Genomic DNA, 22,851 nt, shown 5'->3' with positions numbered 1-22,851 from the left:
TTCAAACTTCAACTTCAAGGTTGTCGATCAAACGGGTGCTGCCAAGCTTGGCAGCGGCGAGGGCCACGAGCGGCTGCCCAACGGCTGCCGCTCCCAGGTCGTGCTGACGGCGCAGTGTCACGTAGTCCGGCGCCCAGCCGGCGTCGCGCAGCGATTGCATTGCGTCTGCTTCCATAACCGCGAGTTCGCGCTCGCCGGCCTGCCAGCGGGCGATCATGGCTTTCAACGTGCGCGACAAACGCAGCGCCTCGGCCTTCTCAGCGTCGCTGAGGTAGCCGTTGCGGGACGAGAGTGCCAGACCTTCGTTGCTGCGACGTGTCTCGCCGCCGTAGATGGCGATAGGCAAGGCCATCTGCGCCGTCATGCGGCGCAGCACCATCAGCTGCTGATAGTCCTTCTTGCCGAACACCGCCAGCGTGGGTTGCACGATGTTGAAGAGCTTGTGCACGACGGTGCAGACGCCGGTGAAGAAGCCGGGGCGGAAGTGGCCTTCCAGGATGTCCGCCAGCTCGGGCGGCGGCAGCAGCTTGTAGCCCTGCGGCTCCGGGTACAGCTCTTTCTCCGACGGCGCAAAGACGATGTCGCAGCCAGCGCCCTCCAGCAGCTCGCAGTCACGGGCCAGCGTGCGCGGGTAGGTGTCGAAGTCCTCGTGCGGCGCGAACTGCAGCCGGTTCACGAAGATGCTGGCGACCACCGCGCCGGCCGGGCCCACCAATTCGCGCGCCTGCTTCACCAGCGCCAGGTGGCCGTCGTGCAGGTTGCCCATGGTCGGCACGAAGCCGCGCTGGCGGTGGATGGCCAGCGCATCGCGCAGCTCGGCGATGGTGTGGATCACTTGCATGTCAGAACCCATGCACCTCGTTGACCGGGAAGGTCCCGGCCTTCACCTCGCCCACATAGCCCTTCACGGCCGCCAGCACGGAGTCCTTGCCGGCCATGAAGTCCTTGACGAAGCGCGGCTTGCGGCCCGACGTGATGTTGAGCATGTCGTGCAGCACCAGCACCTGGCCCGAGGTGCCCACGCCCGCGCCGATACCGATGACGGGCACGGGCGACGCGGCGGTGATCTCGGCGGCCAGCGCGGCCGGCACCATCTCGTAGAGCAGCATGGCGGCGCCCGCGTCGACGAGCTCCATCGACTCGCGCTTCATGCGCGCCGCACCGGCCTCGTCACGGCCCTGCACCTTGAAGCCGCCCAAGGCGTTGACCGTCTGCGGCGTGAAGCCCAGGTGGGCGCAGACCGGGATGCCGCGCTCGCTGATGAAGCGCACCGTCTCGGCCGTCCAGCCGCCGCCTTCGAGCTTGACCATGTGGGCGCCGGCTTTCACCAGCGCGGCGGCACTCTTCCAGGCCTCTTCCTTGCTGACGTGATAGCTGTCGAAGGGCAGGTCGGCCACGATCCAGGCCCACTTGTGGCCGCGCGACACGCAGAACGTGTGATAGACCATGTCCTCCAGGCTCACCGGCGCGGTCGAGCCGCGGCCCTGCAGCACATTGCCCAGGGAATCGCCGATCAGCAGGATGTCGACGCCGGCCTCGTCCAGCAGCGACGCGAATGCGGCGTCGTAGCAGGTCAGCATGGCGATCTTCTCGCCGCTGGCATGCATCTGCGCCAGCTTCGGCAAGGTCATCGGCTTGCGTTCATTCATGGGGTGCCTCGGTGTAAACCCTTGGAGCCCTTGTGGGGCGGGCGCAGTGTAGCGTTCGGGCCTATGACCCTCACCGAGTTGCGCTACATCGTCGCCGTCGCCCGCGAGCGGCATTTCGGCCGCGCGGCCGAGGCCTGCTTCGTGTCGCAGCCGACGCTGTCTGTCGCCATCAAGAAGCTGGAAGAGGAGCTGGACCTGAAGATCTTCGAGCGCGGCGGCAGCGAGGTCAGCGTGACGCTGCTGGGCGACGAGATCGTGCGCCAGGCGCAGTCGGTGCTGGACCAGGCCGGCGCCATCAAGGAGATCGCCAAGCGCGGCAAGGACCCGCTGGCCGGCGCGCTGCGGCTGGGCATCATCTACACCATCGGCCCCTATCTGCTGCCCGAGCTGGTCAAGCACACCATTGGCCTGTATCCGCAGATGCCGCTGATGCTGCAGGAGAACTTCACCGTGAAGCTGCTGGAGATGCTGCGCACCGGCGAGCTGGACTGCGCCATCATGGCCGAGCCCTTCCCGGACGCCGGCCTGGCCACGGCCCAGCTCTACGACGAGCCCTTCGTCGTCGCGCTCCCTGCCGCCCACCCGCTGGCCACGCGCGAGTCCATCAGCGCCGAGGAACTCAAGCGCGAGACCATGCTGCTGCTCGGCACCGGCCACTGCTTTCGCGACCATGTGCTGGAGGTCTGCCCCGAGTACGCGCGCTTCTCCAGCGACGCCGAGGGCATACGCCGCAGCTTCGAGGGCTCGTCGCTGGAGACCATCAAGCACATGGTGGCCTCGGGCATGGGCGTCACCGTCGTGCCGCGGCTGTCGGTGCCCGTCGACGTGTCACCGCACCTGCGCTTCGTGCCCTTCAGCGAGCCCGTGCCGACGCGCCGCGTCGTGCTGGCCTGGCGGCGCAGCTTCACGCGCTACGAGGCCATCGCGGCGCTGCGCAATGCCATCTATGCCTGCGAGCTGGACGGTGTGGCGCGCTTGTCGCAATAAGCGCCAAGTCACATTGCTGCGCTGCACAATGCACGGAAATTCGCAACTCAAGCGCCCCAGGCGCCTCCTGCCATGAGCCACTCTCCTGTCGACCCCACGGCCGGTGCCATCCATTTCGTTGGCGGTGAGAAGGGCGGCGTCGGCAAGTCGCTGCTGTCGCGCCTGCTGGCGCAGTACCTGATCGACCGCGGCCTCCCCTTCACCGGCTTCGACACCGACCGCTCCCACGGCGCGCTGCTGCGCTTCTATGCCGACTACGCCTCGCCCGCGCTGGTCGACAGCTTCGAGGCGCTGGACGCCATCGTCGAGAGCGCCCTGGCCGAGCCCGGCCGGCGCGTGCTGGTGGACCTGGCCGCGCAGACGCACGAGCCGCTGGCGCGCTGGATGGACGAGTCCGGCGTGCTGGACCTGGCCGCCGAGGCCGGCGTGGCGGTGAACTACTGGCATGTCATGGACGCCGGGCGCGACTCGGTCGACCTGCTGACCCGCCTGCTCGACCGCTACGGCAACCGACTTCGCTACGTGCTGGTGCTCAACCAGCTGCGCGGCGACGACTTCTCGCAGCTGGAGCGCTCCGGCCAGCTCGCCCGCGCGCAGGCCCTGGGTGCGCGCACGATGCCGCTCAAGCACCTGCAGGACGCCGTGCTGCGCAAGATCGACGCGGCGAACGCGAGCTTCTGGTCCGCCCGCACCGCGCCTGGCAGCGAAGGCGCCAAGCTCGGCCTGCTGGAACGCCAGCGCCTGCGCGTGTGGCTGGCGCAGGTGGAGAGCGAGTTCGAGCGCTTGGGCGTCTAGGTTAGGCTCGCTGCCATCTAATTTTTGGAGCTGCACATGGCCAAGAAATCCGTCGCCGCCCCGTCCATCAGCATCGGCATCAGCGACAAGGACCGTGCGGCCATCGTCGCCGGCCTGTCCAAGCTGCTGGCCGAGACCTACACGCTGTATCTCACGACGCACAACTTCCACTGGAACGTCACCGGGCCGATGTTCAACAGCCTGCATGCGATGTTCATGGCCCAGTACACCGAGCTGTGGACGGCGGTGGACCCCATCGCCGAGCGCATCCGCTCGCTGGGCCACCCGGCGCCCGGCAGCTACGCCCAGTTCGCCAAACTCAGCGGCCTGCCCGACGCGCCCGCCACGCCGCCCAAGGCGCTGGAGATGGTGCGCATCCTGAAAGAAGGCCACGAAGCCGTTGCCCGCACCGCGCGCCAGATCTTCCCGGCCGTCGAGAAGGCCAGCGACGAGCCCAGCGCCGACCTGCTGACGCAGCGCATCACGGTGCATGAACAAACGGCCTGGATGCTCCGCAGCCTGCTGGAGGAGTGAGCGAGGCTGCCCAGCCCCGCCTTGGTCGTCGCCTGCGCACGGCGCTGCGGCTGGCCCTGAAGACCGGCGCCTGGATGGCCCTGGCCCTGGCGGTCGCCGGCTTGCTGGCGCTGACGCTGGCGGTGCAGGGGTCGCCGCGCTGGCCGGCGCCGGCCGAGGTGTCGGCGGCGGACGTCGCGCAGGCGCGCAACTTCCTTCACCGCAACGACCCGCGCCGGCCGGCGCCCGGCCCCCTTCGCACCCTGGTCGCCTCCGAGCGTGAGGCCAACCTCATGCTGGACCAGCTGGCCCGCCGTTTGGCATCGGGTGCGCCGGGCGCGTCGGTGCAGCTCGTGCTGGGCGGCGGCAGCGCCAGCCTACGGGCCAGCCTGCCGGTGCCGCACAGCCCCGTCACGGCCTGGCTGAACATCGCCGCCACGCTGCGCGAGACCACCGGGCTGCCCGCCATCGATGACCTGCGCGTGGGCCGGCTGCCGGTGCCGGCCTGGCTTGCCGCGCGGCTGCTGCCGGGCCTGGTCGAGCGCTTGCACGCCACCCCCGAGGGGGCGCTGGCGCTGGACATGGTGCGGCGCGTGCGCCTGATGCCGGCACGGCTCGAGGTGGTCTATGAATGGGGCGACGAGGGCCTGCAGCGCCTGCTCGGCACCCTGCTGCCGCCGGCTGAGCAGGCGCGCCTAACAGCCTATGCCCAGGCCATGACCGGTGCGATGCAGGTGCATGTCTCGGCGGGCGGCGGCGCGAGCCTGTCGCTGGACCGCCTGCTGCCGCCGCTGTTCATGCTCGCCAGCCAACGCAGCGTCGGCGGCGGCGATGCGCTCGCGGAAAACCGTGCGGCCCTGCTGACGTTGGCGCTGCAGGTCACCGGCCGGCGAATGTCCGATCTGGTGCCGGCCATCCGGGCCGCGCCCCAGCCGCAGCAGGTGACGGTGACGCTGGCCGGTCGTGAGGACTTCGCCCAGCACTTCCTGATTTCCGCTCTGCTGGCGCTGGAGGGCGGCGGGCCGCTGGCGGACGCCATCGGCGTCTACAAGGAGACGGCCGACTTGCGCGACGGCAGCGGCTTCAGCTTCAACGACATTGCCGCCGACCGTGCCGGCACGCGCCTGGGGCTGCTGGCCAAGCGCGACCCGCAGGCGCTGCAGGACCGACTGGCGCACGGCGCGCGCGAGCGCGACCTCATGCCCGACGTGGCCGACCTGCCGGAATTCCTCGGCCGAAGCGAGTTCCTCGCGACCTACGGCGGCGTGGACGCGCCGCCCTACCGCCGCATGCTGGCCGAGATCGAGCGGCGGCTGGACGCGCTGCCGCTGCTGCGCGCGCCCGGGTCGCTGCCCTGATCCTGCCCGTCAGCCGTGCGCACTGGGGCGCTTCAAGGGCATGTAAGCGGCGGTGTTTGCTGGATCGCCCCGCCCACCCGCGCCGACACTGCGCAGGCCATGTCAGACCTGCCCTTCACCGACCGGCTCTGGGCCCAGCTCAAGCCCGGCGTCAATTTCAACGAGGCCGTCCGCGCCGCGATGCCGGCGCAGGCGCGCATCCTGGAGATCGGCCCGGGCGCCGCGCCGCTGTTCCGCCGCCGCGATTTCCCCAATCTCAAGGTCTCGGACTGCTGCGACACCGCTGAACTGCGCCGTCAGCTGCAGTCGGCCTACAAGCTCGACGAGCTGCCGCCCGATCTGTTCGACGACATCGACTACGTCTGCGCCGACAGCCACCTGGCGGCGCAAGTGCCGGCCGGCCAGCAGTTCGACCTGATCTTCAGCTCGCACAACATCGAGCACCAGCCCAACCTGCTGGAGCATCTGCGCAGCCTGCAGGCCCTGCTCGGCCCGGACGGCRTGGCCGCCTTCGTCATCCCGCACAAGCAGCGCACCTTCGACGTCTTCCGCCATCCGACGACCACCAGCGACGTGCTGATGACCCAGTTCGGCCCGCCCGGCTGGAAGACCACCCAACTCGCCTTTGACGCCGACAGCCACTGCGCCATCGCGCCGCCCGGCAGCCAGCATCTGTTCAGCGCGCAGGACCCGATGGCCGTGGGCGACCTGCGCCTGGCCTTTGACCGCTTCCAGGCGAGGCTGCGTGGCGAACCGGTCGACCTGGCCTATCTGCACCATCACGTCTTCACGCCGGCTTCGCTGCAGATCATCCTGGCCGAGCTCTACCTGCTGGGCCTGTGCGACCTGCTGGCCTGCCTGTGCTCGGCGGCCGTGAGCAACAGTTTCTTCATCGTGCTGCAGACGGTGCCCCGCTCCAGCGACGCCAACGAGGTCGCCGCGCTGGAGGCCCAGCTGCAGGCGCTGCGGCTGGAGCACTACCGCAAGCTGGCCTTTCACGGGGGATGAGCCGCAGGGCCCGGCAACGATAATCGCCGGTTAGCCCCTGTCCAGCGTCCTCCATGTCCGAACCCACCGCCAGCCGCATCGAGACGGAAGTCCGCCGCCGCCGCACCTTTGCCATCATCAGCCACCCCGACGCCGGCAAGACCACGCTGACCGAGAAGCTGCTGCTGTTCTCAGGCGCGATCCAGATCGCCGGGTCGGTGAAGGCACGCAAGGCGACTCGCCATGCCACGTCGGACTGGATGGAGATCGAAAAGCAGCGCGGCATCTCGGTGGCGTCCTCCGTCATGCAGATGGAGTACCGCGACTGCGTCATCAACCTGCTGGACACGCCGGGCCACCAGGACTTTTCCGAAGACACCTACCGTGTGCTGACCGCCGTGGACGCGGCGCTGATGGTCATCGACGCGGCCAACGGTGTGGAGCCGCAGACCCGCCGCCTGCTGCAGGTCTGCCGTGCGCGCAACACGCCCATCTTGACGTTCGTCAACAAGATGGACCGCGAGGTGAAAGACCCGCTGGCGCTGATGGACGAGATCGAGGCCGAGCTGGGCATGACGGTCGTGCCCTTCACCTGGCCGGTCGGCATGGGCAAGCAGTTCCACGGCGTGATGGACCTGCGCCAGCAGCGCATGCGCGTGTTCGCCCCCGGCGAGGACCGCGCCGCAGGCACGGAGGAAGTGCTGGAAGGACTGGACAACCCTGAGTACGCCGAGCGCTTCGGCATGCAGTACGAGCAGGCCCACGGCGAGATCGAGCTGGTGCGCGAGGCCGCGCCCGCGTTCAACCGCGACGACTTCCTGAGCGGCAAGCAGACGCCGATGTTTTTCGGCTCGGCCGTGAACAACTTCGGCGTGCAGGAGGTGCTGGACGCGCTCGTCGAGCTGGCCCCCGCGCCGGACTCGCGCGTCGCCATGCAGCGCACCGTGCAGCCGGAGGAACCCAAGTTCACCGGCGTGGTGTTCAAGATCCAGGCCAACATGGACCCGGCCCACCGCGACCGCATCGCCTTCCTGCGCGTGGCCTCGGGCCGCTTCGAGCGCGGCATGAACCTGAAGGTGGTGCGCTCGGGCAAGACGCTGCGCCCCAACAGCGTGGTGACCTTCATGAGCCAGAAGCGCGAGCTGCTGGACGAGGCCTTTGCCGGCGACATCATCGGCATCCCCAACCACGGCGTGCTGCAGCTCGGCGACACCATCACCGAAGGCGAGGCGCTGCAGTACACCGGCCTGCCCTTCTTCGCGCCAGAGATGTTCCGCGCCGTCGAAGTGGCCGACCCGCTCAAGACCAAGCAGCTGCGCGCCGGGCTGACGCAGCTGGGCGAAGAGGGCGCCATCCAGGTCTTCCGTCCCATCGCCGGCAGCGTGCTGCTGCTGGGCGCCGTGGGCCAACTACAGTTCGAAGTGGTCGCCCACCGGCTGGAGCACGAGTACGGCTGCAAGGCGCGCATCATGCCCAGCCGTTTCCAGGTGGCGCGCTGGGTGACCTGCGACGACGAAAAAGAGCTCAAGCGCTTCATCGACGCCAACGACCACCGCATGGCGCTGGACGCCGTGGACGCGCCGACCGTGCTGGTGGAATACGCGCCTGAGCTGCGCGCTATCGAGAGCAACTGGCCCAAGATCAAGTTCCACGCGCTGCGCGAGCACGCGGGCTTGGTGTTCCAGCAGCGGCTGGACGGCTGAGGCCGGCGCCCGGCGCCGGCCCCGCTGTCAGCAGCCCGAGCCCAGCCAGCGGCCGGTGGACAGCATGCGCTGGTCCATCTCGGTGGCGCTGAGCGCCTCGCCGGTGCGGCCGTCCACCGCGTTGCCGCGGCCGTTGAGCTCGAAGCGATAGCTGGCGGGCCCGTAGGTCGCCGAGAACTTGCCCTGTGTCAGCCCGCCACCGCTGGTGCGGCAGGCATAGCTGCCGGACGCGGCGCTCGCGTCCAGCTTGTCCGCGTTGACCTCGCATTTCCAGGGTCCTGAGTCGCCCAGCGACTTCTCCAGGTAGATCGCCAAGTCGATGCGTGACTGCTGCGGTGTCAGGCAGGCCTGCTTCTCGGCGCCTTGCTGGCGGTCCAGCTCGGCCTTCTGCGCGTCGGTCAGGCCGCTGCGCACCTTGGCCCGCAACGCCTGCAGGCCGGGCTTCAGCGACTTGCCATTGATCCAGATCTCGCTGTCGGAGGCCCAGAGGCCGGGGTTGACCTGGATGACTGGCGCGGCGGCACAGGCGCCTGCGGCGAGAGACAGCGCGGCCAGCAGGGCGGCGGGTCGAACGGGACGGGGGTGATGCATGGATGTCGTGGCCCGAAGGCTTGGCGAAAAGGCGCGCATTGCAGCAGTTCGTGCGCGGCCGCGACATCCCTTGCTTGCAAATCGGGCCGCAAAATCGGCGCCAGCACGCCCACCCCAGCCAACGATGCCAACACCCACCAGACCCTGCCCCTCCTGCGGCGACGCGATGCAGGTGCATGTGCTACCCGGCCAATACAGCGGCACCGTGGAGATCGATCTCTGCTTCGGCTGCCAAGGCCTGTGGTTTGACCACCTGGAGAACCTCAAGCTGGCGCCCGAGGCCGTGGCGACGATGTTCAAGGAGATGCACCGCCACCGCGACGCCCGGCACCAGCCGCTGGCCGAGCGCCTGAGTTGCCCGCAGTGCCGCGCCCGGCTCGTGCAGGGCTTCGACATCGTGCGCAGCGGCCGCTACATCACGCACCGCTGCGAGAGCCGGCATGGGCGCTTCAGCAGCTTTGCGTCCTTCATGATCGAGAAGGGCTTCGTGCGCCAGCTCACCCGGCCGGAGATTGCCGACATTGCCGCCAAGGTGGGTGTCATCAACTGCAGCAGCTGCGGCGCGCCGGTGGACCTGCGCAAGGAGGACGCCTGCTCGCACTGCCGCTCGGCGCTGTCGCTGCTGGACCCGCAGGCCGTCGAGAAGGCGCTGCACAGCTATGCCACCGCGCCCGCCGCGCGCGCAGCCAGCCAACCGGCCGATCTCGCCGATGCGCTCGTCGCGCTGGCCAGGGAGCGCTCGCGCCAGCAGCGCGAGAACGGCCGCCTGGCCGCACCGGTGGGCGGCATCTTCGCGGTGGACCTGTTCAGCGTCGGCCTGGGTCTCGTCGCCGGCCTGTTCGACGACTAGCGGAGCTTCTTCGCGTAGTGGTCGCGCACGTGCTGGCTGATGTAGGTTGACAGCCCTTCGCCGGCGCGCGCCAGGCGCTTCATCTCGGTGACGTGGGCGCGGCCCGGGCGCTCCAGGTCGTAGACGTAGACCGCGCCGTCGACGAACTGCACGGCGATGCCGCGCGGGCCGGTCGCGAAGGCCACGACACCGGAGTCGCCGTGGCGGCGGGCATAGGGCTGCATCTTCATCGCCCGTCGAATGGCAAGCGGCATGCCGGGGTCATCCCATGGACATGGGCACGCAAAGCCGCCCGCGCTGCGATGATGCGGGCCCGTTTTCCGGTCTCACCTCGCACATGATGAGCAAGCGCCTCCTCCCCCTCGTCATCACCCTGGGCTGCGCCGCCGCCCAGGCCCAGTCGCCCCAGCTGGAAACCGTCGTGGACGGCCTCAAGACGCCGTGGGCCGTGGCCTTCCTGCCCGGCGGCGAGTTCCTCGTCACCGAGCGCGACGGCACCATGCGCACTGCCAAGGCCGGCGGCAAGCCCAGCTCGCCCATCCAGGGCCTGCCGGCCGTCGACGCCGCTGGCCAGGGCGGCCTGCTGGACGTGCAGCTGGACAGCGGCTTCGCCAGCAACCGCACGCTCTACTTCTGCTTCAGCGAGCCGAGCGCCGACAAGAAGACCAACAGCACGGCGCTGGCCAGCGCCAAGCTCAGCGCCGACCTGAAGCGACTGACCGACGTGAAGGTCATCTTCAGCCAGCAACCCAAGATGGACAGCAAGCTGCACTTCGGCTGCCGCATCGTCGAGGCGCCGGACGGCAAGCTCTTCCTCAGCCTGGGCGAGCGCTACAAGGGCATGCAGAGCGCGCAGACGCTGGACAACCACCTCGGCAAGATCGTGCGCATCGGCAAGGACGGCAGCGTGCCGGCCGACAACCCCTTCGTGAAGACGGCCGGCGCCCTGCCCGAGATCTGGAGCTACGGCCACCGCAACTCGCAGGGCCTGACGCTGGATGAGAAGGGCCGCCTGTGGCAAACCGAGCACGGCCCGCAGGGCGGCGACGAGCTGAACCTGATCAGCCCGAAGCTGAACTACGGCTGGCCGGTCATCACCTATGGCGAGAACTACGGCGGCGGCAAGATCGGCGAGGGCATCGCGGCCAAGGCGGGCATGGAGCAGCCGGTGGTGAAGTGGGTGCCGTCGATTGCGCTGTCTGGTTTGGTCAAGCTCAAGAGCGCCAAGTACGGCGCGGGCTGGCAGGGCAGCTTCTTCATCGGCTCGCTGAAATTCGGCTATCTGGAGCGGGTGAAGCTGGGCGCGGATGACCGCCTGGTGGAGCAGGAGAAGCTGTTTGCGGATGCGGGGCGGATGCGGGATGTGAGGGAAGGGCCGGATGGGCTGCTGTATCTGGTGTTGGAGGGGCATGGGCGGGTGGTGCGAGTTGTGCCGGCGGCGCGCTGAGGTGCAGGTCGCTTGATTCAGCCTGGCTTGACGCGAATGCCCATGCGGGGATTTCGCCCCCGCAGGCGACTCACTTTCTGGGCCRCCAGAAAGTAAGCAAAGAGCTCTCCCCTGCAAAACCGCCCCTGTCGGGGTTCCCTGCGATGCTCGAAGCCCGGGGCCGCACCCAACTCACTTCGCTACGCTCCGTTCAGACAAAGGGGTGCGAAGTCAGAGCTTGAAGCTCGCTTCGCTCGCGCCCCGGGCTTCTGCGCTTCTCGGCGGTTTAGAAGGGGACTTTTTTGAACAGCCGAACAGCCGAACAGCCGCAACAGCCAAACCCGAACGCCGTCCGGTGGATGTATTTCTCTTACCCCCTTTAGCCCCGCCGAGGAGCGGAAGACCTCAAGCCCGCGCGCGCAGCGCGCTTCGTGAACTGACTCGCGACGCTTTGTTTGAACGGAGCGTAGCGAAGTGAGTTCGGCGCGGGGCTTGAGGTCTGAGCACCACAGGGAACCCCGAAGGGGCGGGGCGGTCGGGGGGAGCTCTTTGGTTACTTTCTGGCGGACCAGAAAGTGACTCGCCCGCCGGGGCGAGATCCCGGCATGGGCCTCACGAGTCAACGCATAGGAACCACCACACATGAGCCTCTTGGCATTCGCAGCGCTAGCAGCCGCTAATCCCACCCAACTCGACACCGTCGTCCTCAACGGCCGCGCCACCGCCCCCACGCTGGCCGTTGAGCGTATGGACGCCGCCACGCTGACCCGCGATGCCGAGGCGCAGGACCCGGCCCAGGCACTGGCGAGAACACTCGCCCGCCTGCCCGGCCTCTACGCCGCCAACCGCGGCAACGACGCGCAAGACCTGCAGCTCTCCAGCCGCGGCTACGGCGCTCGCGCCAGCTTCGGCGTGCGCGGCCTGCGCCTCATCGCCGATGGCATCCCGGCCAGCACGCCCGACGGCCAGGGCCAGTTGAGCCACTGGCTGATCGCCGACGCCGCCTCGCTGGAAGTGCTGCGCGGCCCGTTCTCGGCGCTGTACGGCAGCGCCAGCGGCGGCGTCATTGCGATGCAGAGCCGCTGGCCGACGCAAGACCGCACGCAGGCCGGCCTCACGCTCGGTGCCTTCGGCCTGCGCCAGGCCAGCATCAGCCTGGACCACCTGCCCGCCGAGGGCCAGGCCTTGAGCCTGGCCGCGCAGGTCACGCACCGAGACGGCTGGCGCGCGCACAGCAGCAGCGAGCGCCGCCTGGCGCAGGCGCGCTGGCAGCTGCGCACGCCCGAGCAGCAGTTCATGGCCGTGCTTCAGGTGCAGAGCCAACCCGCCGACGACCCCCTGGGCCTGACCGCCGAGCAGCTCGCCGCCGACCCGCGCCAGACGGCGCCCCAGGCCGAGGCCTTCAACACGCGCAAGACGGCCGAGCAGCAGCAGCTCGGCCTGCGCTGGCAGCGCGACCTGGATGCGAACACGCGCGTGCAGGTCGCCGGCTGGCTGGGCCATCGCGCGGTGGACCAGTGGCAGGCCATCCCGCTGGCCGTGCAGAACGGCTCCAGCCATCCCGGCGGCGTCATCGAGCTGCGGCGCCGCTTTGGCGGCGTGGATGCGCGGCTGAACTGGGCGTTAGCCCCCGAGCATGAGTTGACGCTGGGCTGGGCCGTCGAGACCCAGCGCGACGCACGGCGCGGCTACCTCAACCAGGCCGGCGAGAGCGGTGCGCTCAAGCGCGACGAGACCAACCGCGCCCGCAGCAGCGAGCCCTATGCCCAATGGCGCTGGACGCCCACGCCCGAGTGGGAGCTGCTGGCCGGCCTGCGCGCGAGCCAGTTGCGCTTTGACAGCGAGGACCGCTATCTGTCCAACGGCGACGACAGCGGCGCGCGGCGCTTCAGTGGCGTGCAGCCCGTGGCCGGCGTGGCCTGGCGGCCGGTACCGGGCCAGGTCTTGCGCCTGGCCCTGGGTCGCGCGGCCGAGTCGCCCACGCTGACCGAGCTGGCCTACCGGGCCCAGGGCAGCGGCTTCAACAACGAGCTGCGCGCGCAGCGCAGCAAGCAGGTCGAGCTGGGTTGGGAACAGCGCGAAGGCGACCGCCGCCTCGCGCTGACCGCCTTCCACGCCGAGACGCGCGACGAGATCAGCGTGCTGGCCAGCAGCGGCGGCCGCACCGTGTTCACCAACGCCGCGCAGACCCGCCGCAGCGGGCTGGAGGCGGCCGCGCAGCTGCCGCTGTCGCACGCCTGGCAGCTGGACCTGGCCGCCACGCGGCTGTCGACTCGTGTGCTGACGACCGGCCAGCCCCTGCCCGGCGTGCCAGCCGCGTTCGCCAGCGCCGAGCTACGCTGGCAGGGCGAGGGCCTGGACGCTGCACTGAGCCTGCAGGCCCGCGCCCGCTTGGCCGCAGATGACGCCGGCACGGCTGCGGCCGCAGGCGGCGGCCTGTGGGGCTTCAACCTCGGCGGCCAGCTGGCACCCGATTGGCGCTGGCGCCTGCGCGCCGACAACCTGCTGAACCGCGCCACGGCGGCCAGCGTCATCGTCAATGAGGCCAACCGGCGCTTCTTCGAGCCGGCTGCGCCTCGGGGGTGGTCGGTGTCGCTGAGCTGGCAGCCGCGCTGACGAGCAAGAGCGCGCGGCTGGCCAATCACCGTCAGCTCAGGCTTGGTCTTCGTCAGAGTCGCTATTGGCGGCCAGCTTGGCCAGGCGTTCGCGCAGTGGCGAGACGTGCTGGGTGATGACCAGCCAGACCGTCTCCGGCTCTATCGATAAATAGGCGTGGATCAACCGGTTGCGCAGGCCGACGATCAACCGCCAGGGAATATCCGGCGCGGTCTCCCGCACTTCAGCGGGTACATGCGTTGCGGCTTCGCCGATGAGTTCAAGGTTGCGCATGGTGGCGTCAAACCGCATGCGGTCGGCGCTCAGGCTCGCCAGATCGTAGCCGTCGGTGTAAAGCAGAACCTGGTCGCAGAACTCGACCATGTCGTGCACGAAAAGGCGCCAGTCGCGCTCAGGCGACGGCAACGGCGTCACGCTCGACATAGGGTCTGAATTGCGGCCGCAGCGCACGTTCCGTGACCAGATCGACGACGCAGCCCAACAAATCTTCCAGATAGAACTGGGCACCGAACAGGGCTTCCGGTGTGGCGGGGCCGCCGAAGTCCACGAGCAAGTCCACGTCACTGCCAGCGTGTGCCGTGCCGCGTGCGACGCTGCCAAACAGGCGCAGTTGCCGCACGCCGAAACGCTCGCGCAGCAACGGCAGATGCTCAAGCAACAGGGTCAGAACTGCTTCGCGATTCATGGGCGGATGATGCCGCAGCCGCAGGATCGCGCCAAGTCGCGCAGTCACACGCAGCATGCAGGCAAGCCGCCATGGTGAATCGCGTTTGAGTCTGCGACCATCGGCTCCCGAAAAGGGAGACCACGCCGATGCTCACCAAGAAGCTTCGCCACCTTGCCGCCGGCCTCTGCTTGGCCGCGCTGAACGCCCACGCCGCACCGCTGACCCCCACCGAGCTGCCCGCCGCGCTGCGCGACTGGCTGCCTTGGGCCAGCCAAGGCCAGCCGCCGCTGGGCTGCCCGGCGCAGACCGAGGACGAGGCCGTGCATTGCGTCTGGCCCGGTCGCCTGCAGCTCAGCGCCGGCGCGCGTGAAGCCACGTTCAGGCTGGACGTGCAGGTCTTCGGCGCCCCTGCCCGCGTGGCCTTGCCCGGCGAGGCCGGCGCCTGGCCGCAGGACGTGAAGGCCGGCGGCAAGGCGCTGCCCGTCACCGAGGCCGATGGCCACCCGGCCGTGTGGCTGGCGCCGGGCACGCATGTCGTCGAAGGCCGCATCAGCTGGGCAAAAGAGATGCCGCAGAACCTGGCGGTGCCCGAGGGCCTGGGCGCCATCGTCGTGACGAGCGACGGCGCCACACAGGCCCGCGCGCCGGACGGCGAAGGGCGGTTGTGGCTGCGTGCCGTGGCCAGCACGGCCGAGGCGACGGACAGCGTGACCGTGCAGACCGTGCGCCTCGTCGACGACGACCTGCCGCTGACTGTCACCACCGCCTTCGAACTGCGCGTGGCCGGCCGCTCCCGCGCGGTGGAGCTGCCGCACGCGCTGCTGCCCGGCCTGCGCGCGATGCAGCTGGACAGCCCGCTGCCCGCCCGCCTGGCCGAAGACGGCCGCCTCATCGTGCAGGCGCGGCCCGGCAGCTGGCGCATCGAGCTGCGTGCGCGGCTGAATGCGCCGGTGCAGGCGCTGACGCTGCCCGAGGGGGCTGCGGACGAAGAGGTCTGGGTGGTCCAGGCGCAACCGGGGCTGCGCTTGATCCGCCCCGAAGGCGTCACCAGCGTGGACCCACGCCAGGTCGAGATGCCCGAGGCCTGGCGCGCGCTGCCGGCGTTTCGCCTCAAGCCGGGCGAGACGCTGAAGCTGACGGAGCTGCAGCGCGGCAATGCCAGCCCGGCGCCGGATGCGCTTCAGTTGACGCGCCGGCTGTGGCTGGACTTCGATGGCCGCGGTCTCACCGCGAGCGACGAATTCCGGGGCCGGCTTTCGGCCAGCTCGCGCCTCGTGATGGCCGCGCCCGGCCAGCTCGGCCGTGCGGCGCTGGCCGGCGACGACCAACCCATCACGCGGCTAGCCACCAACGGCCCGGCCGGCTTCGAGGTGCGCGACAGCAGCGCCGCCATCGAAGCCGACAGCCGCTGGACGCGCGACGGCGCCCTGCCCGCCAGCGGCTGGAGCACGAGCATCGACCGGCTCGACGCGACGCTGCAACTGCCGCCCGGCTGGCGGCTGCTGCACGCCCAAGGCCCCAGCCGCGCCGACGGCGCCTGGGTGGCGATGTGGACGCTGTGGGACTTCTTCTTCGTGCTGCTGGCCGCGCTGGCCGCTTACCGGCTGCAGGGCTGGCGGGTGGGGGCGCTGCTGGGCGTGGCGCTGGCGCTGACCTGGCACACGCCGGGCAGCCCGCCCGCCGTGCTGTGGTTCGGCCTGCTGGCATTGACGGCGCTGGCGCGCGTGATGCCGGCGGGGCGTGGCCAGCGCATCTTTGCGCTCAGCCGCCTGGCTTTGGTTGGCGTGCTGGTGCTGGCGCTGCTGCCGTTTGCGGTGAACGAGATCCGGGAGGCGATCTACCCGAGCCTGGAGCGCAAGGTCGGGGTCATGGTCATGGCGGAACGGGCCGCGCCGGTCGCGGCAGGCGTCGTGGAGGAAGAGATCCCGAGCCAGGACAAGATTGGGGTGCTGCCGGCGCCCCATGCACCGCCCGTGCTCGAAATGCAAGCGGTCAAGAGTGCGTCCACCTCCGGCAGCGAGCTCGGTCGCGTCGACCCCGGCGCCCGCGTACAGACCGGCCCTGGCCTGCCGACATGGGCCTGGCATGGCCACACGCTGAGCTGGAGTGGGCCTGTCACGCCCGAGCAGACCTTGAACCTGTGGCTGCTGCCCCCGTGGGCCACGGCGCTGCTCAAGCTCGTGGGCCTGGCCTTGCTCGCGGCCGCACTCGCCGCCGTGGCGGGCTGGCAGCCACCGCGCCTGCCCCGCATGCCGCGCGCCGCAGCCGGCGTTGCCGCCGCACTGCTGATGGCGCTGGCCCTGACGCCGCAACCGAGCGAATCCCAGATCCCCGCGCCCAGCGAGGAACAGCTCAAGGCCCTGCGCGACAAGCTCGCCGCGCCGCCCGACTGCCTGCCCCGCTGCGCCGAGCTGGCGCGCCTGCTCGTCAGCGCCTCTGGCTCGACGGTGCAGCTGCGCGCCGAGATCCATGCGCAGGCGCTGGTGGCCGTGCCCTTGCCCGGCCAAGGCACGGGCTGGCAGCCGGGCAGCGTCACGCTGGACGGCCAGCCCGCCGCCACGCGGCGCGATGACCAAGGACGGCTGTGGGCTGCCGTGCCGGCCGGCGTTCACCAGCTGGTGCTGGCGGCCGACGTGGGTCATGCCAGCGGCCTGGACATCGCGCTGCCGCTGCCGCCGCGCCTGCTGCAGACCGATCTGAAAGGCTGGGTGCTGGCCGGCCTGGACCCGCGTGGCCAGAGCACCGGCGCCATCTCACTGAGCCGCGAGGCCACGGCCGGCAACACGCGCACCGAGGATGCCGGCACGCAGCGCGACGCGCTGGCGCCGCTGGTGCGCGTGGACCGCCGCCTGGAGCTGGGCCTGCGCTGGCAGGTGCTGACGCGCATCGAGCGCGTCGCACCCAGCCGTGCGCCCTTGCGCGTGCGTTGGGCGCTGCTGCCCGGCGAGGCGGTGGCCGATGCGGGCGTCACGGTGGCCGATGGCATCGCGAGCCTGCAGCTCGGCGGCGACGAGGCCGTGGAAGTGGCCAGCAGCCTGCCGCCCACCGAGGCACTGACGCTGGTGGCCGGCAAGGAGGCCAACCAGGTCGAGCGCTGGACGCTGGCCGCATCGCCGCAATGGCATGTGGACGCCAGCGGCCTGGCCGCCACGGCGCTGCAGCAGGACGGCCAATGGCGGCCCGAATGGCGGCCCTGGCCCGGCGAGACGCTGAAGCTGGCGGTGCGCAAGCCGGCCGGCGTGGGCGGCCAGACGCTGACGCTGGACAGCGTGAAGACGACGCTGGAACCCGGCGAGCGCAGCACCACGGTTCAGTTGGGCATGAAGCTGCGCGCCAGCCTGGGCGGCCCGCACACGCTGAAGCTGCCGGCCGGCGCCGAGCTGCAGAATGTGCAGATCAACGGGCAGAAGCTGGCCCTGCAGCTGCGCGACGGCGCTTTGAGCCTGCCGCTGACGCCGGGTGCCCAGACCGTCGACCTGCGCTGGAGCGAGCCTGAGGGCATGGGCGCGCTGTGGCGCCACGAGGGCCTGGCGCTGGGGCTGCCCGGCGTCAACGACGCACTGCAGCTGGACGTGCCCGAAGACCGCATCGTGCTCGCCGTCGGTGGCCCGCTGATCGGCCCGGCCGTGCTGATCTGGGGTGTGCTCGTCGTCGTGATCGTGCTGGCCTGGTTTGCGCCGCGCGGCCTGCCGGGTGTGATGGGCCGGCCGGCCTGGTTGATTCTGGCTTTGGGCGTGGCGCCGGTGTCGCTGTGGGCGCTGGCGGTGCTGGCCGGCTGGTTCGGCACGCTGGAGGCGCGGCGCCGCTGGGTTGCTCATGGTGGCCAGGGCGGCCGGCGCTGGCTGCGCATCGTCGTGCAATTGCTGCTGGTGCTGTGGACCTGCTTCGCCATTGCTGCGCTGCTGGACGTGCTGCGCACCGGCCTGCTGGGCTACCCCAACCTGCTGGTTGCCGGGCCGGGGTCGAGCAGCCACGAGCTGAACTGGGTGAGCGACCGCTTTACCGAGCACACGGCCGGCGCTTGGGTCGTCAGCGCGCCGGTGTGGCTGTATCGACTGCTGATGCTGGGCTGGGCGCTCTGGCTGGCGGCGTCGCTGCTGAAGTGGGTGACCTGGGCCTGGGCCGCGTTCAGCGCGGGTGGCGCGTGGCCCGAGAAGGACAAGGTGGTGGCGGGCACTGAGGAGTGAGGAGAGGACCTCCAAGCCGGAGGGAGCGACAAAAGGCGCTTCAGGCAAGTCCTTAAGGCGCGTCACCTGTCACGGTGTTACGTTTTCGCGGGCGTCAGGTCGGCAGTCTTCCGGCGCGAACGGACATCAACGGAGGCAGACATGGCTTGGCGATTTTTCAGGGTGACAGGTCTTGCGGCGCTGGCCACGGTGGCGGCGCTGGCCGCCGTGCCGGCGCAGGCATCGGGCGATGAGGGTCATGGCGCGGGCTCGGCGCCCGAAGTCTCATTCATCCAGTTCCAGTCGCCCAACCTGACAGCGCCCGGTACGCCGTTGACGATCCAGGGCAAGCTCAGCGTGCCGCAGCACCCCGGGCGGCATGGCGGCCCGGGCGGTCAGCACGGCCACCGCAAGCTGCCTGCCGTGTTGATCCTTCACGGCTCGTCAGGGGTCGACTCACGCGGCGATTTCTACGAGGCCGCACTCAACGCGGCCGGTATCGCCACCTTGCAGATCGACATGTGGCAGGCGCGCGGTGTCACCACGGCCGCCCAGCGGCCCAGCGCACCCATCCTGACCTACCCCGATGCGTTCTCGGCGCTGGCCTTCCTGGCGCAGCAGCCGGGCATCGATGGCACGCGTGTCGGCGTGCTTGGTTTCTCGTGGGGCGGGCTGGTCAGCCTGGGCACGGCCGAGCGCCTGTACGCGGGCCAGTTCGGTGGCGGCCGCACCTTCAAGGCCCATGTGGCGCACTACCCCGTCTGCTACGCCTGGAACAACACGGCCTTGCTCGCTGCGGTGCGCAGCACGCCCGCGCAATACGGCGTGCAGTGGATCAACCTGACCGGTGCACCCGTGCTGATCCAGGTCGGCACCAAGGACGACTACGACAACAGCAGCCAGCCCTGCGAGGCGCTGGCGCAGTCGGTCAACGGCAGCAACGGCGGCATCGTCAAGGTGAACGCCTACCCTGGCGCCACGCATGGCTGGGACCGGCTGATGGTGCCCATCGTCGTAGCTGACCCGTTCGCCAACCAGGGCAGCTACTTCAGCACCGGCGTGCCGCCAGCGGTGCACTTCACGCCCGACGCCGATCAGGCTTACCAGTCGCGTGCGCGCGTCGTGCGCTTCTTTGAGAAGCAGCTGTAGGCAATCGCTGCGGAGCTGCCGCTATGCGGCCAGCTCCTGCAGCCAGGCCCAGGGGTAGATGCCACGGTCGTGGCCGTCGCTGAAGACGAGTTGCAGCGCGTACTGGCCCACGGGCCGCGCGTCGGCCAGCTGCACGTCGGCGCCGTCGCTGCGGCTGCGGCCGGCGCGGCAGTCGCCGCAGCGGCAGGCGGCACGCAGGCGGGCGGCGGAGAGTTCCGTGTCACCGTCGGGCCAGCGCAGGCGCAACGCCGCGGGCGTCAGCTCGACGGCTTCCGGCACTGCGCTCATCGGTCCACACCGGCCGGCGCGCCCAACCGCTGCAGCGACAGCCGCACGGCCTTGCGCACCTCGGGATCGGGGTCGGCCGCGGCGGCCTGCAGCACCGGCACGGCGCTCTCATCGCCGATGTCGCCCAAGGCGATGGCCGCTTCCTTGCGCAGGTTGCCGGCGGGGTGGATGAGGGCCTGGCTTAGCACGGGCACGGCCTGCACGTCGGCGATGCGGCCAAGGGCCCGGGCGGCGCGCAGGCGCACCTGCCAGTAGTCGTCGTCCATGGCCGCKCGCAACGCGGTGGCGGCGGCCGTGGCGCGCAGCTTGCCGAGAGTGGAGGCGGCTTCCTCGCGGATGGTCCAGGCGGGGTCCTGCAGCGCCTCGCACAACGCGGCCTGTACGGTGGCGACCTGTTCGGGCGCGGCCAGGCCCAGCGCACCAGCGGCGGCGCGGCGCACTTCCGTGTCGGCGTCGGCGATGACGACGCGCGTCAGCAGCGGCAGCGCGGCGCCATGCTTGAGCCAGCCCAGCACGGCGACGGCCTCGCGGCGCACGCTGGCGTCGGCGTGCTGCAGCGCGGCGAGGGCGGGCGTGGCGGCGGCGGGCACGCGCAGTTCGCGCAGCGCACGCAGGGCTGAGGCGCTGATGAAGGCGTCGGGCGAGGCAGCGTGGGCCAGCAGGCGTTGGCCGGAGCGCGGGTCCTTCAGCTCGGTGAGGGACTGGGCGGCGGCGGCCGAGACCTCGGCCGTGTCGCTCAGTGCGGCGGCGAGGGCGTCGACGACGGCGGGCTCGTCCCAGCCGGCCAGTGCACGGGCGGCCTCGGCGCGCAGCGTGGGCTCGGGGTCGTTGCGCAGCAACTGGGCCAGCGCGGGCAACAGGACTTCGTCTTCGACGTCGGCAAAGTCCAGCACGGCGACGCGTCGCACGCCGGCGTCGGGGTCGGCCAGGCGGTCGAGCAGCTCTTGAACCTCGGGGTCGATCAAATCAGTCATGGATTCAGTTGGCGAAACGCCATTTGCGTTTGTCGTCGCCGGGCGGCGGCGGGCCGAGCGGCGACAGCCGCTCCAGGGGTGGCGCGTGGCCGTCTTCGCGCAACAGGGCCAGGCAGCGGCGCTTGAGCTGCACGAAGGCGGGGTCGGTCAGCAGCGCTGCGCTGCGCGGGCGGTCGAAGCCCAGGCGCAGCTCCTCGACGATGCGGCCCGGGCGGGGGCCGATGACGAGCACGCGGTCGGCGAGGAAGAGGGCTTCGTCGATGTCGTGGGTGACGAACACGACGGTGGTGCGCATGCGCGTCCACAACCCCAGCAGCATCTCCTGCATGCGGCTGCGCGTGAGTGCGTCCAGCGCGCCGAAGGGCTCGTCCATCAGCAGCACGCGCGGGTGGTTGATGAGCACGCGGGCAATCTCCACACGCTGCTGCATGCCGCCGGACAGCTCGCGCGGGTAGCGCTGCTCGAAGCCGGCCAGGCCGACGAGCTGCAGCAGCTCGTGCGCGCGCTGCTCGCGTTCGGCGCGCGGCACGCCTTTCATCTTCAGGCCGTAGCCGACGTTGTCGACGACGGTCTTCCACGGGAACAGTGTGTGCTGCTGGAAGACCAGGCCGCGGTCGGGGTCGGGGCCGGTGATGGCCTCGCCGTCCAGGCTGACGCGGCCATGCGAGGGCGACAGATGGCCGGCCAGCGCACCCAGCAGCGTCGACTTGCCGCAGCCCGAGGGGCCGAGCAGGCAGACGAACTCGCCGGGTTCAATCGTGACCGAGAGGTCGCGCAGTACCTCGAAGCGCGAGGGCCCGTCACCCAGCTCGATGGACAGGTGCTCGACGTGGATGCGTCCGCCTGCATTGCTCATCGCTTACCCCCTTGCGTCCGGTGCCAGGGCATCAGCCGCGCGCCGGCCCAGTTGATGAGGGCGCTGCTGCCCATGCCTAACGCGCCGATGACGAGCATGCCGACGACGATGTTGGGATAGGCCTGCACGGTGTAGCTCTCCCAGGTGTAGTAGCCGATGCCGTATTGGCCGGCGATCATTTCGGCGGTGACGAGGCAGAACCAGCAGGTGCCCATGCCGATGGACAGGCCGGTGACGATGCTGGGTGCGGCGCCGGGCGCGATGACCTCCGTGAACAGCCGCCAGCCTCTTGTGCCCAGGCCTTTTGCCGAAGCGATGAGACGCACGTCCACGGCTTCAACACCGTGGATGGTGTTGAGCAGGATGGGGAAGAGGGCGCCGACGAAGGTGATGTAGACCATGCTGCCCTCGGACGAGGGAAACATCAGGATGGACAGCGGGATCCACGCGACGGCGGGGATGGGGCGCAGCACTTCCAGCGGTGGCAGCAGCAGCTTGTTGGCCAACGGGAGGCGGCCGATCAGCAGGCCGAGGGTGACGCCGATCGCTGCCGCGAGGCTGAAGCCGGCGCCAACGCGGAGGAGGCTGCTGGAGAGGTGGGGCCAGAGCTTGGGGGACTGGGCGAGCTTGATGGCCGCTTCGAGGACTTCAGCGGGCGCCGGGGTGTTGGCGAAGGTGATGAAGCCGAGGTGGAGGCGCCAAGCGCAGGCGAGTTGCCAGAGGAGCAGGCAAGCTGCTATTGAGAGCAGTTGTACAGACAACCTGGCAAGCGGCAGACGCTTGGCCGGTCGGGTCTCGCGGCGTGGCGCAGAAGTGACGGGGAGGACGGCGCTCATGGTTTGTTGCTCCGACTTTGGGATGGCGCGTGAGCGTGGTGCCGGGATTTCGCCCCGGCGGGCGAGTCACTTTCTGACCCGCCAGAAAGTAACCAAAGAGCTCCCCCCGACCGCACCGCCCTTCGCTTCGCTGCGGGTTCCCTGCGCTGCTCAGAGCTTGAGGGCCCGCCCGGAACTCGCGCCGCTACGCTCTGCTCARACAACCGTGCGGAGTCAGTTCTTGAAGTGCGCTTCGCGCACGCCCTCAAGCTCTTGCGCTGCTCGGCGGTGCTAAAGGGGGTAAGAGGAATACCTCGTGGCGAACGGCTTGAGGGCTTGGCTGTTGGCTGTTGGGCTGTTCCTGGGGCCTCCCCTTCTAAACCGCCGAGAAGCGCAGAAACCCGGGGCGCGAGCGCAGCGAGCCTCAAGCTCTGACTTCGCACCCCTTTGTTTGAACGGAG

At 70.1% G+C, this 22,851-nt stretch carries 21 protein-coding genes; 11 read left to right on the top strand and 10 right to left on the bottom strand.

Annotation, left to right across the window (positions count from 1 at the left end):
* Nucleotide 1: 1 nt before the first annotated feature.
* Both panC and panB read right to left on the bottom strand, forming a co-directional pair.
* Nucleotides 2-841 carry a pantoate--beta-alanine ligase gene (panC, locus tag ACXRVZ_RS15045; protein ID WP_457418037.1) on the bottom strand — a complete coding sequence of 280 codons (840 nt, stop codon included), beginning with the start codon at nucleotides 839-841 and terminating at the stop codon, nucleotides 2-4.
* Nucleotide 842: 1 nt separating this feature from the next.
* Entirely contained in the window at nucleotides 843-1,649 is an 807-nt protein-coding gene (gene panB / locus ACXRVZ_RS15040; RefSeq protein WP_458232543.1) for a 3-methyl-2-oxobutanoate hydroxymethyltransferase, read from the bottom strand.
* A 63-nt stretch (nucleotides 1,650-1,712) separates the two neighbouring features.
* Between panB and ACXRVZ_RS15035 the strand changes: the two genes are divergently transcribed.
* The 6 genes from ACXRVZ_RS15035 to ACXRVZ_RS15010 all read left to right on the top strand — a co-directional run bounded on the left by ACXRVZ_RS15035 (nucleotide 1,713) and on the right by ACXRVZ_RS15010 (nucleotide 7,992).
* A complete protein-coding gene (locus tag ACXRVZ_RS15035) occupies nucleotides 1,713-2,636 on the top strand; it encodes a hydrogen peroxide-inducible genes activator (protein WP_457418041.1) in 924 nt (307 codons plus the stop codon).
* A gap of 72 nt (nucleotides 2,637-2,708) precedes the next feature.
* Nucleotides 2,709-3,431, top strand: a complete 723-nt coding sequence (locus ACXRVZ_RS15030; protein WP_457418043.1) for a mobilization protein — start codon at nucleotides 2,709-2,711, stop codon at nucleotides 3,429-3,431.
* 36 nt (nucleotides 3,432-3,467) lie between these two features.
* A complete protein-coding gene (locus ACXRVZ_RS15025; RefSeq protein WP_457418045.1) occupies nucleotides 3,468-3,965 on the top strand; it encodes a Dps family protein in 498 nt (165 codons plus the stop codon).
* Nucleotides 3,962-5,302 carry a hypothetical protein gene (locus ACXRVZ_RS15020; protein ID WP_457418047.1) on the top strand — a complete coding sequence of 447 codons (1,341 nt, stop codon included), beginning with the start codon at nucleotides 3,962-3,964 and terminating at the stop codon, nucleotides 5,300-5,302. The genes ACXRVZ_RS15025 and ACXRVZ_RS15020 overlap by 4 nt, the downstream gene beginning before the upstream one ends.
* 99 nt (nucleotides 5,303-5,401) lie before the next feature.
* On the top strand, nucleotides 5,402-6,310 hold the full coding sequence (locus ACXRVZ_RS15015; RefSeq protein ID WP_458232542.1) for a class I SAM-dependent methyltransferase: 909 nt from the start codon (nucleotides 5,402-5,404) through the stop codon (nucleotides 6,308-6,310).
* A 53-nt stretch (nucleotides 6,311-6,363) separates the two neighbouring features.
* Nucleotides 6,364-7,992 (top strand): peptide chain release factor 3, encoded by a 1,629-nt coding sequence (locus ACXRVZ_RS15010; RefSeq protein ID WP_457418051.1) that lies wholly within the window; start codon nucleotides 6,364-6,366, stop codon nucleotides 7,990-7,992.
* A gap of 27 nt (nucleotides 7,993-8,019) precedes the next feature.
* On the opposite strand, the gene ACXRVZ_RS15005 is transcribed toward ACXRVZ_RS15010, so the two are convergent.
* Entirely contained in the window at nucleotides 8,020-8,583 is a 564-nt protein-coding gene (locus ACXRVZ_RS15005; RefSeq protein ID WP_457418053.1) for a DUF3617 domain-containing protein, read from the bottom strand.
* Nucleotides 8,584-8,707: 124 nt separating this feature from the next.
* Between ACXRVZ_RS15005 and ACXRVZ_RS15000 the strand changes: the two genes are divergently transcribed.
* Nucleotides 8,708-9,433: a zf-TFIIB domain-containing protein gene (locus tag ACXRVZ_RS15000; RefSeq protein ID WP_457418055.1), complete on the top strand. Its 726-nt coding sequence runs from the start codon at nucleotides 8,708-8,710 to the stop codon at nucleotides 9,431-9,433.
* Here the strand turns inward: ACXRVZ_RS15000 and ACXRVZ_RS14995 are convergent.
* Entirely contained in the window at nucleotides 9,430-9,687 is a 258-nt protein-coding gene (locus ACXRVZ_RS14995) for a hypothetical protein (protein WP_457418057.1), read from the bottom strand. The genes ACXRVZ_RS15000 and ACXRVZ_RS14995 overlap by 4 nt on opposite strands.
* Nucleotides 9,688-9,773: 86 nt before the next feature.
* Between ACXRVZ_RS14995 and ACXRVZ_RS14990 the strand changes: the two genes are divergently transcribed.
* Together ACXRVZ_RS14990 and ACXRVZ_RS14985 are read left to right on the top strand one after the other, a co-directional pair.
* Nucleotides 9,774-10,880 carry a PQQ-dependent sugar dehydrogenase gene (locus ACXRVZ_RS14990; RefSeq protein WP_457418059.1) on the top strand — a complete coding sequence of 369 codons (1,107 nt, stop codon included), beginning with the start codon at nucleotides 9,774-9,776 and terminating at the stop codon, nucleotides 10,878-10,880.
* 621 nt (nucleotides 10,881-11,501) lie between these two features.
* A complete protein-coding gene (locus ACXRVZ_RS14985) occupies nucleotides 11,502-13,475 on the top strand; it encodes a TonB-dependent receptor family protein (protein WP_457418061.1) in 1,974 nt (657 codons plus the stop codon).
* A 36-nt stretch (nucleotides 13,476-13,511) separates the two neighbouring features.
* Here the strand turns inward: ACXRVZ_RS14985 and ACXRVZ_RS14980 are convergent, their stop codons facing one another.
* Nucleotides 13,512-13,838: a HepT-like ribonuclease domain-containing protein gene (locus tag ACXRVZ_RS14980; RefSeq protein ID WP_457418403.1), complete on the bottom strand. Its 327-nt coding sequence runs from the start codon at nucleotides 13,836-13,838 to the stop codon at nucleotides 13,512-13,514.
* Nucleotides 13,839-13,866: 28 nt separating this feature from the next.
* Nucleotides 13,867-14,160, bottom strand: coding sequence for a nucleotidyltransferase family protein (locus tag ACXRVZ_RS14975; RefSeq protein WP_457418063.1), 294 nt, complete (start codon nucleotides 14,158-14,160; stop codon nucleotides 13,867-13,869).
* A 128-nt stretch (nucleotides 14,161-14,288) separates the two neighbouring features.
* Here ACXRVZ_RS14975 and ACXRVZ_RS14970 point away from each other — a divergent pair, with 128 nt between their 5' ends.
* Both ACXRVZ_RS14970 and ACXRVZ_RS14965 read left to right on the top strand, forming a co-directional pair.
* Entirely contained in the window at nucleotides 14,289-18,329 is a 4,041-nt protein-coding gene (locus ACXRVZ_RS14970; protein ID WP_457418065.1) for a hypothetical protein, read from the top strand.
* 141 nt (nucleotides 18,330-18,470) lie between these two features.
* Nucleotides 18,471-19,457: a dienelactone hydrolase family protein gene (locus ACXRVZ_RS14965; protein ID WP_457418067.1), complete on the top strand. Its 987-nt coding sequence runs from the start codon at nucleotides 18,471-18,473 to the stop codon at nucleotides 19,455-19,457.
* A gap of 21 nt (nucleotides 19,458-19,478) precedes the next feature.
* Here the strand turns inward: ACXRVZ_RS14965 and ACXRVZ_RS14960 are convergent, their stop codons facing one another.
* The 4 genes from ACXRVZ_RS14960 to ACXRVZ_RS14945 are packed head-to-tail and all read right to left on the bottom strand — an operon-like array spanning nucleotide 19,479 to nucleotide 22,411.
* A complete protein-coding gene (locus tag ACXRVZ_RS14960) occupies nucleotides 19,479-19,745 on the bottom strand; it encodes a DUF971 domain-containing protein (RefSeq protein WP_457418069.1) in 267 nt (88 codons plus the stop codon).
* Nucleotides 19,742-20,719 (bottom strand): HEAT repeat domain-containing protein, encoded by a 978-nt coding sequence (locus ACXRVZ_RS14955; RefSeq protein ID WP_457418071.1) that lies wholly within the window; start codon nucleotides 20,717-20,719, stop codon nucleotides 19,742-19,744. The genes ACXRVZ_RS14960 and ACXRVZ_RS14955 overlap by 4 nt, the downstream gene beginning before the upstream one ends.
* Before the next feature lie 4 nt (nucleotides 20,720-20,723).
* Entirely contained in the window at nucleotides 20,724-21,575 is an 852-nt protein-coding gene (locus tag ACXRVZ_RS14950; RefSeq protein WP_457418073.1) for an ABC transporter ATP-binding protein, read from the bottom strand.
* The gene (locus tag ACXRVZ_RS14945; RefSeq protein WP_457418075.1) at nucleotides 21,572-22,411 is read right to left on the bottom strand and encodes an ABC transporter permease; all 840 of its coding nucleotides are present in this window, start codon (nucleotides 22,409-22,411) and stop codon (nucleotides 21,572-21,574) included. Before ACXRVZ_RS14945 ends, ACXRVZ_RS14950 begins: the two co-directional genes overlap by 4 nt.
* Between the last annotated feature and the right edge of the window lie 440 nt (nucleotides 22,412-22,851).

Source organism: Roseateles sp. P5_E8 (genome assembly GCF_054177665.1).
The sequence above is the reverse complement of the archived record's forward strand: the minus strand, read 5'-3'. Positions and strand labels throughout refer to the sequence as shown.

Bases quoted from the DNA above. Each gene is read 5' to 3' on its own strand.
- panC (WP_457418037.1), bottom strand. From the start codon at position 841: ATGCAAGTGATCCACACCATCGCCGAGCTGCGCGATGCGCTGGCCATC.
- panB (WP_458232543.1), bottom strand. From the start codon at position 1,649: ATGAATGAACGCAAGCCGATGACCTTGCCGAAGCTGGCGCAGATGCAT.
- ACXRVZ_RS15035 (WP_457418041.1), top strand. From the start codon at position 1,713: ATGACCCTCACCGAGTTGCGCTACATCGTCGCCGTCGCCCGCGAGCGG.
- ACXRVZ_RS15030 (WP_457418043.1), top strand. From the start codon at position 2,709: ATGAGCCACTCTCCTGTCGACCCCACGGCCGGTGCCATCCATTTCGTT.
- ACXRVZ_RS15025 (WP_457418045.1), top strand. From the start codon at position 3,468: ATGGCCAAGAAATCCGTCGCCGCCCCGTCCATCAGCATCGGCATCAGC.
- ACXRVZ_RS15010 (WP_457418051.1), top strand. From the start codon at position 6,364: ATGTCCGAACCCACCGCCAGCCGCATCGAGACGGAAGTCCGCCGCCGC.
- ACXRVZ_RS15005 (WP_457418053.1), bottom strand. From the start codon at position 8,583: ATGCATCACCCCCGTCCCGTTCGACCCGCCGCCCTGCTGGCCGCGCTG.
- ACXRVZ_RS15000 (WP_457418055.1), top strand. From the start codon at position 8,708: ATGCCAACACCCACCAGACCCTGCCCCTCCTGCGGCGACGCGATGCAG.
- ACXRVZ_RS14995 (WP_457418057.1), bottom strand. From the start codon at position 9,687: ATGCCGCTTGCCATTCGACGGGCGATGAAGATGCAGCCCTATGCCCGC.
- ACXRVZ_RS14990 (WP_457418059.1), top strand. From the start codon at position 9,774: ATGAGCAAGCGCCTCCTCCCCCTCGTCATCACCCTGGGCTGCGCCGCC.
- ACXRVZ_RS14985 (WP_457418061.1), top strand. From the start codon at position 11,502: ATGAGCCTCTTGGCATTCGCAGCGCTAGCAGCCGCTAATCCCACCCAA.
- ACXRVZ_RS14980 (WP_457418403.1), bottom strand. From the start codon at position 13,838: ATGGTCGAGTTCTGCGACCAGGTTCTGCTTTACACCGACGGCTACGAT.
- ACXRVZ_RS14975 (WP_457418063.1), bottom strand. From the start codon at position 14,160: ATGAATCGCGAAGCAGTTCTGACCCTGTTGCTTGAGCATCTGCCGTTG.
- ACXRVZ_RS14970 (WP_457418065.1), top strand. From the start codon at position 14,289: ATGCTCACCAAGAAGCTTCGCCACCTTGCCGCCGGCCTCTGCTTGGCC.
- ACXRVZ_RS14965 (WP_457418067.1), top strand. From the start codon at position 18,471: ATGGCTTGGCGATTTTTCAGGGTGACAGGTCTTGCGGCGCTGGCCACG.
- ACXRVZ_RS14960 (WP_457418069.1), bottom strand. From the start codon at position 19,745: ATGAGCGCAGTGCCGGAAGCCGTCGAGCTGACGCCCGCGGCGTTGCGC.
- ACXRVZ_RS14950 (WP_457418073.1), bottom strand. From the start codon at position 21,575: ATGAGCAATGCAGGCGGACGCATCCACGTCGAGCACCTGTCCATCGAG.
- ACXRVZ_RS14945 (WP_457418075.1), bottom strand. From the start codon at position 22,411: ATGAGCGCCGTCCTCCCCGTCACTTCTGCGCCACGCCGCGAGACCCGA.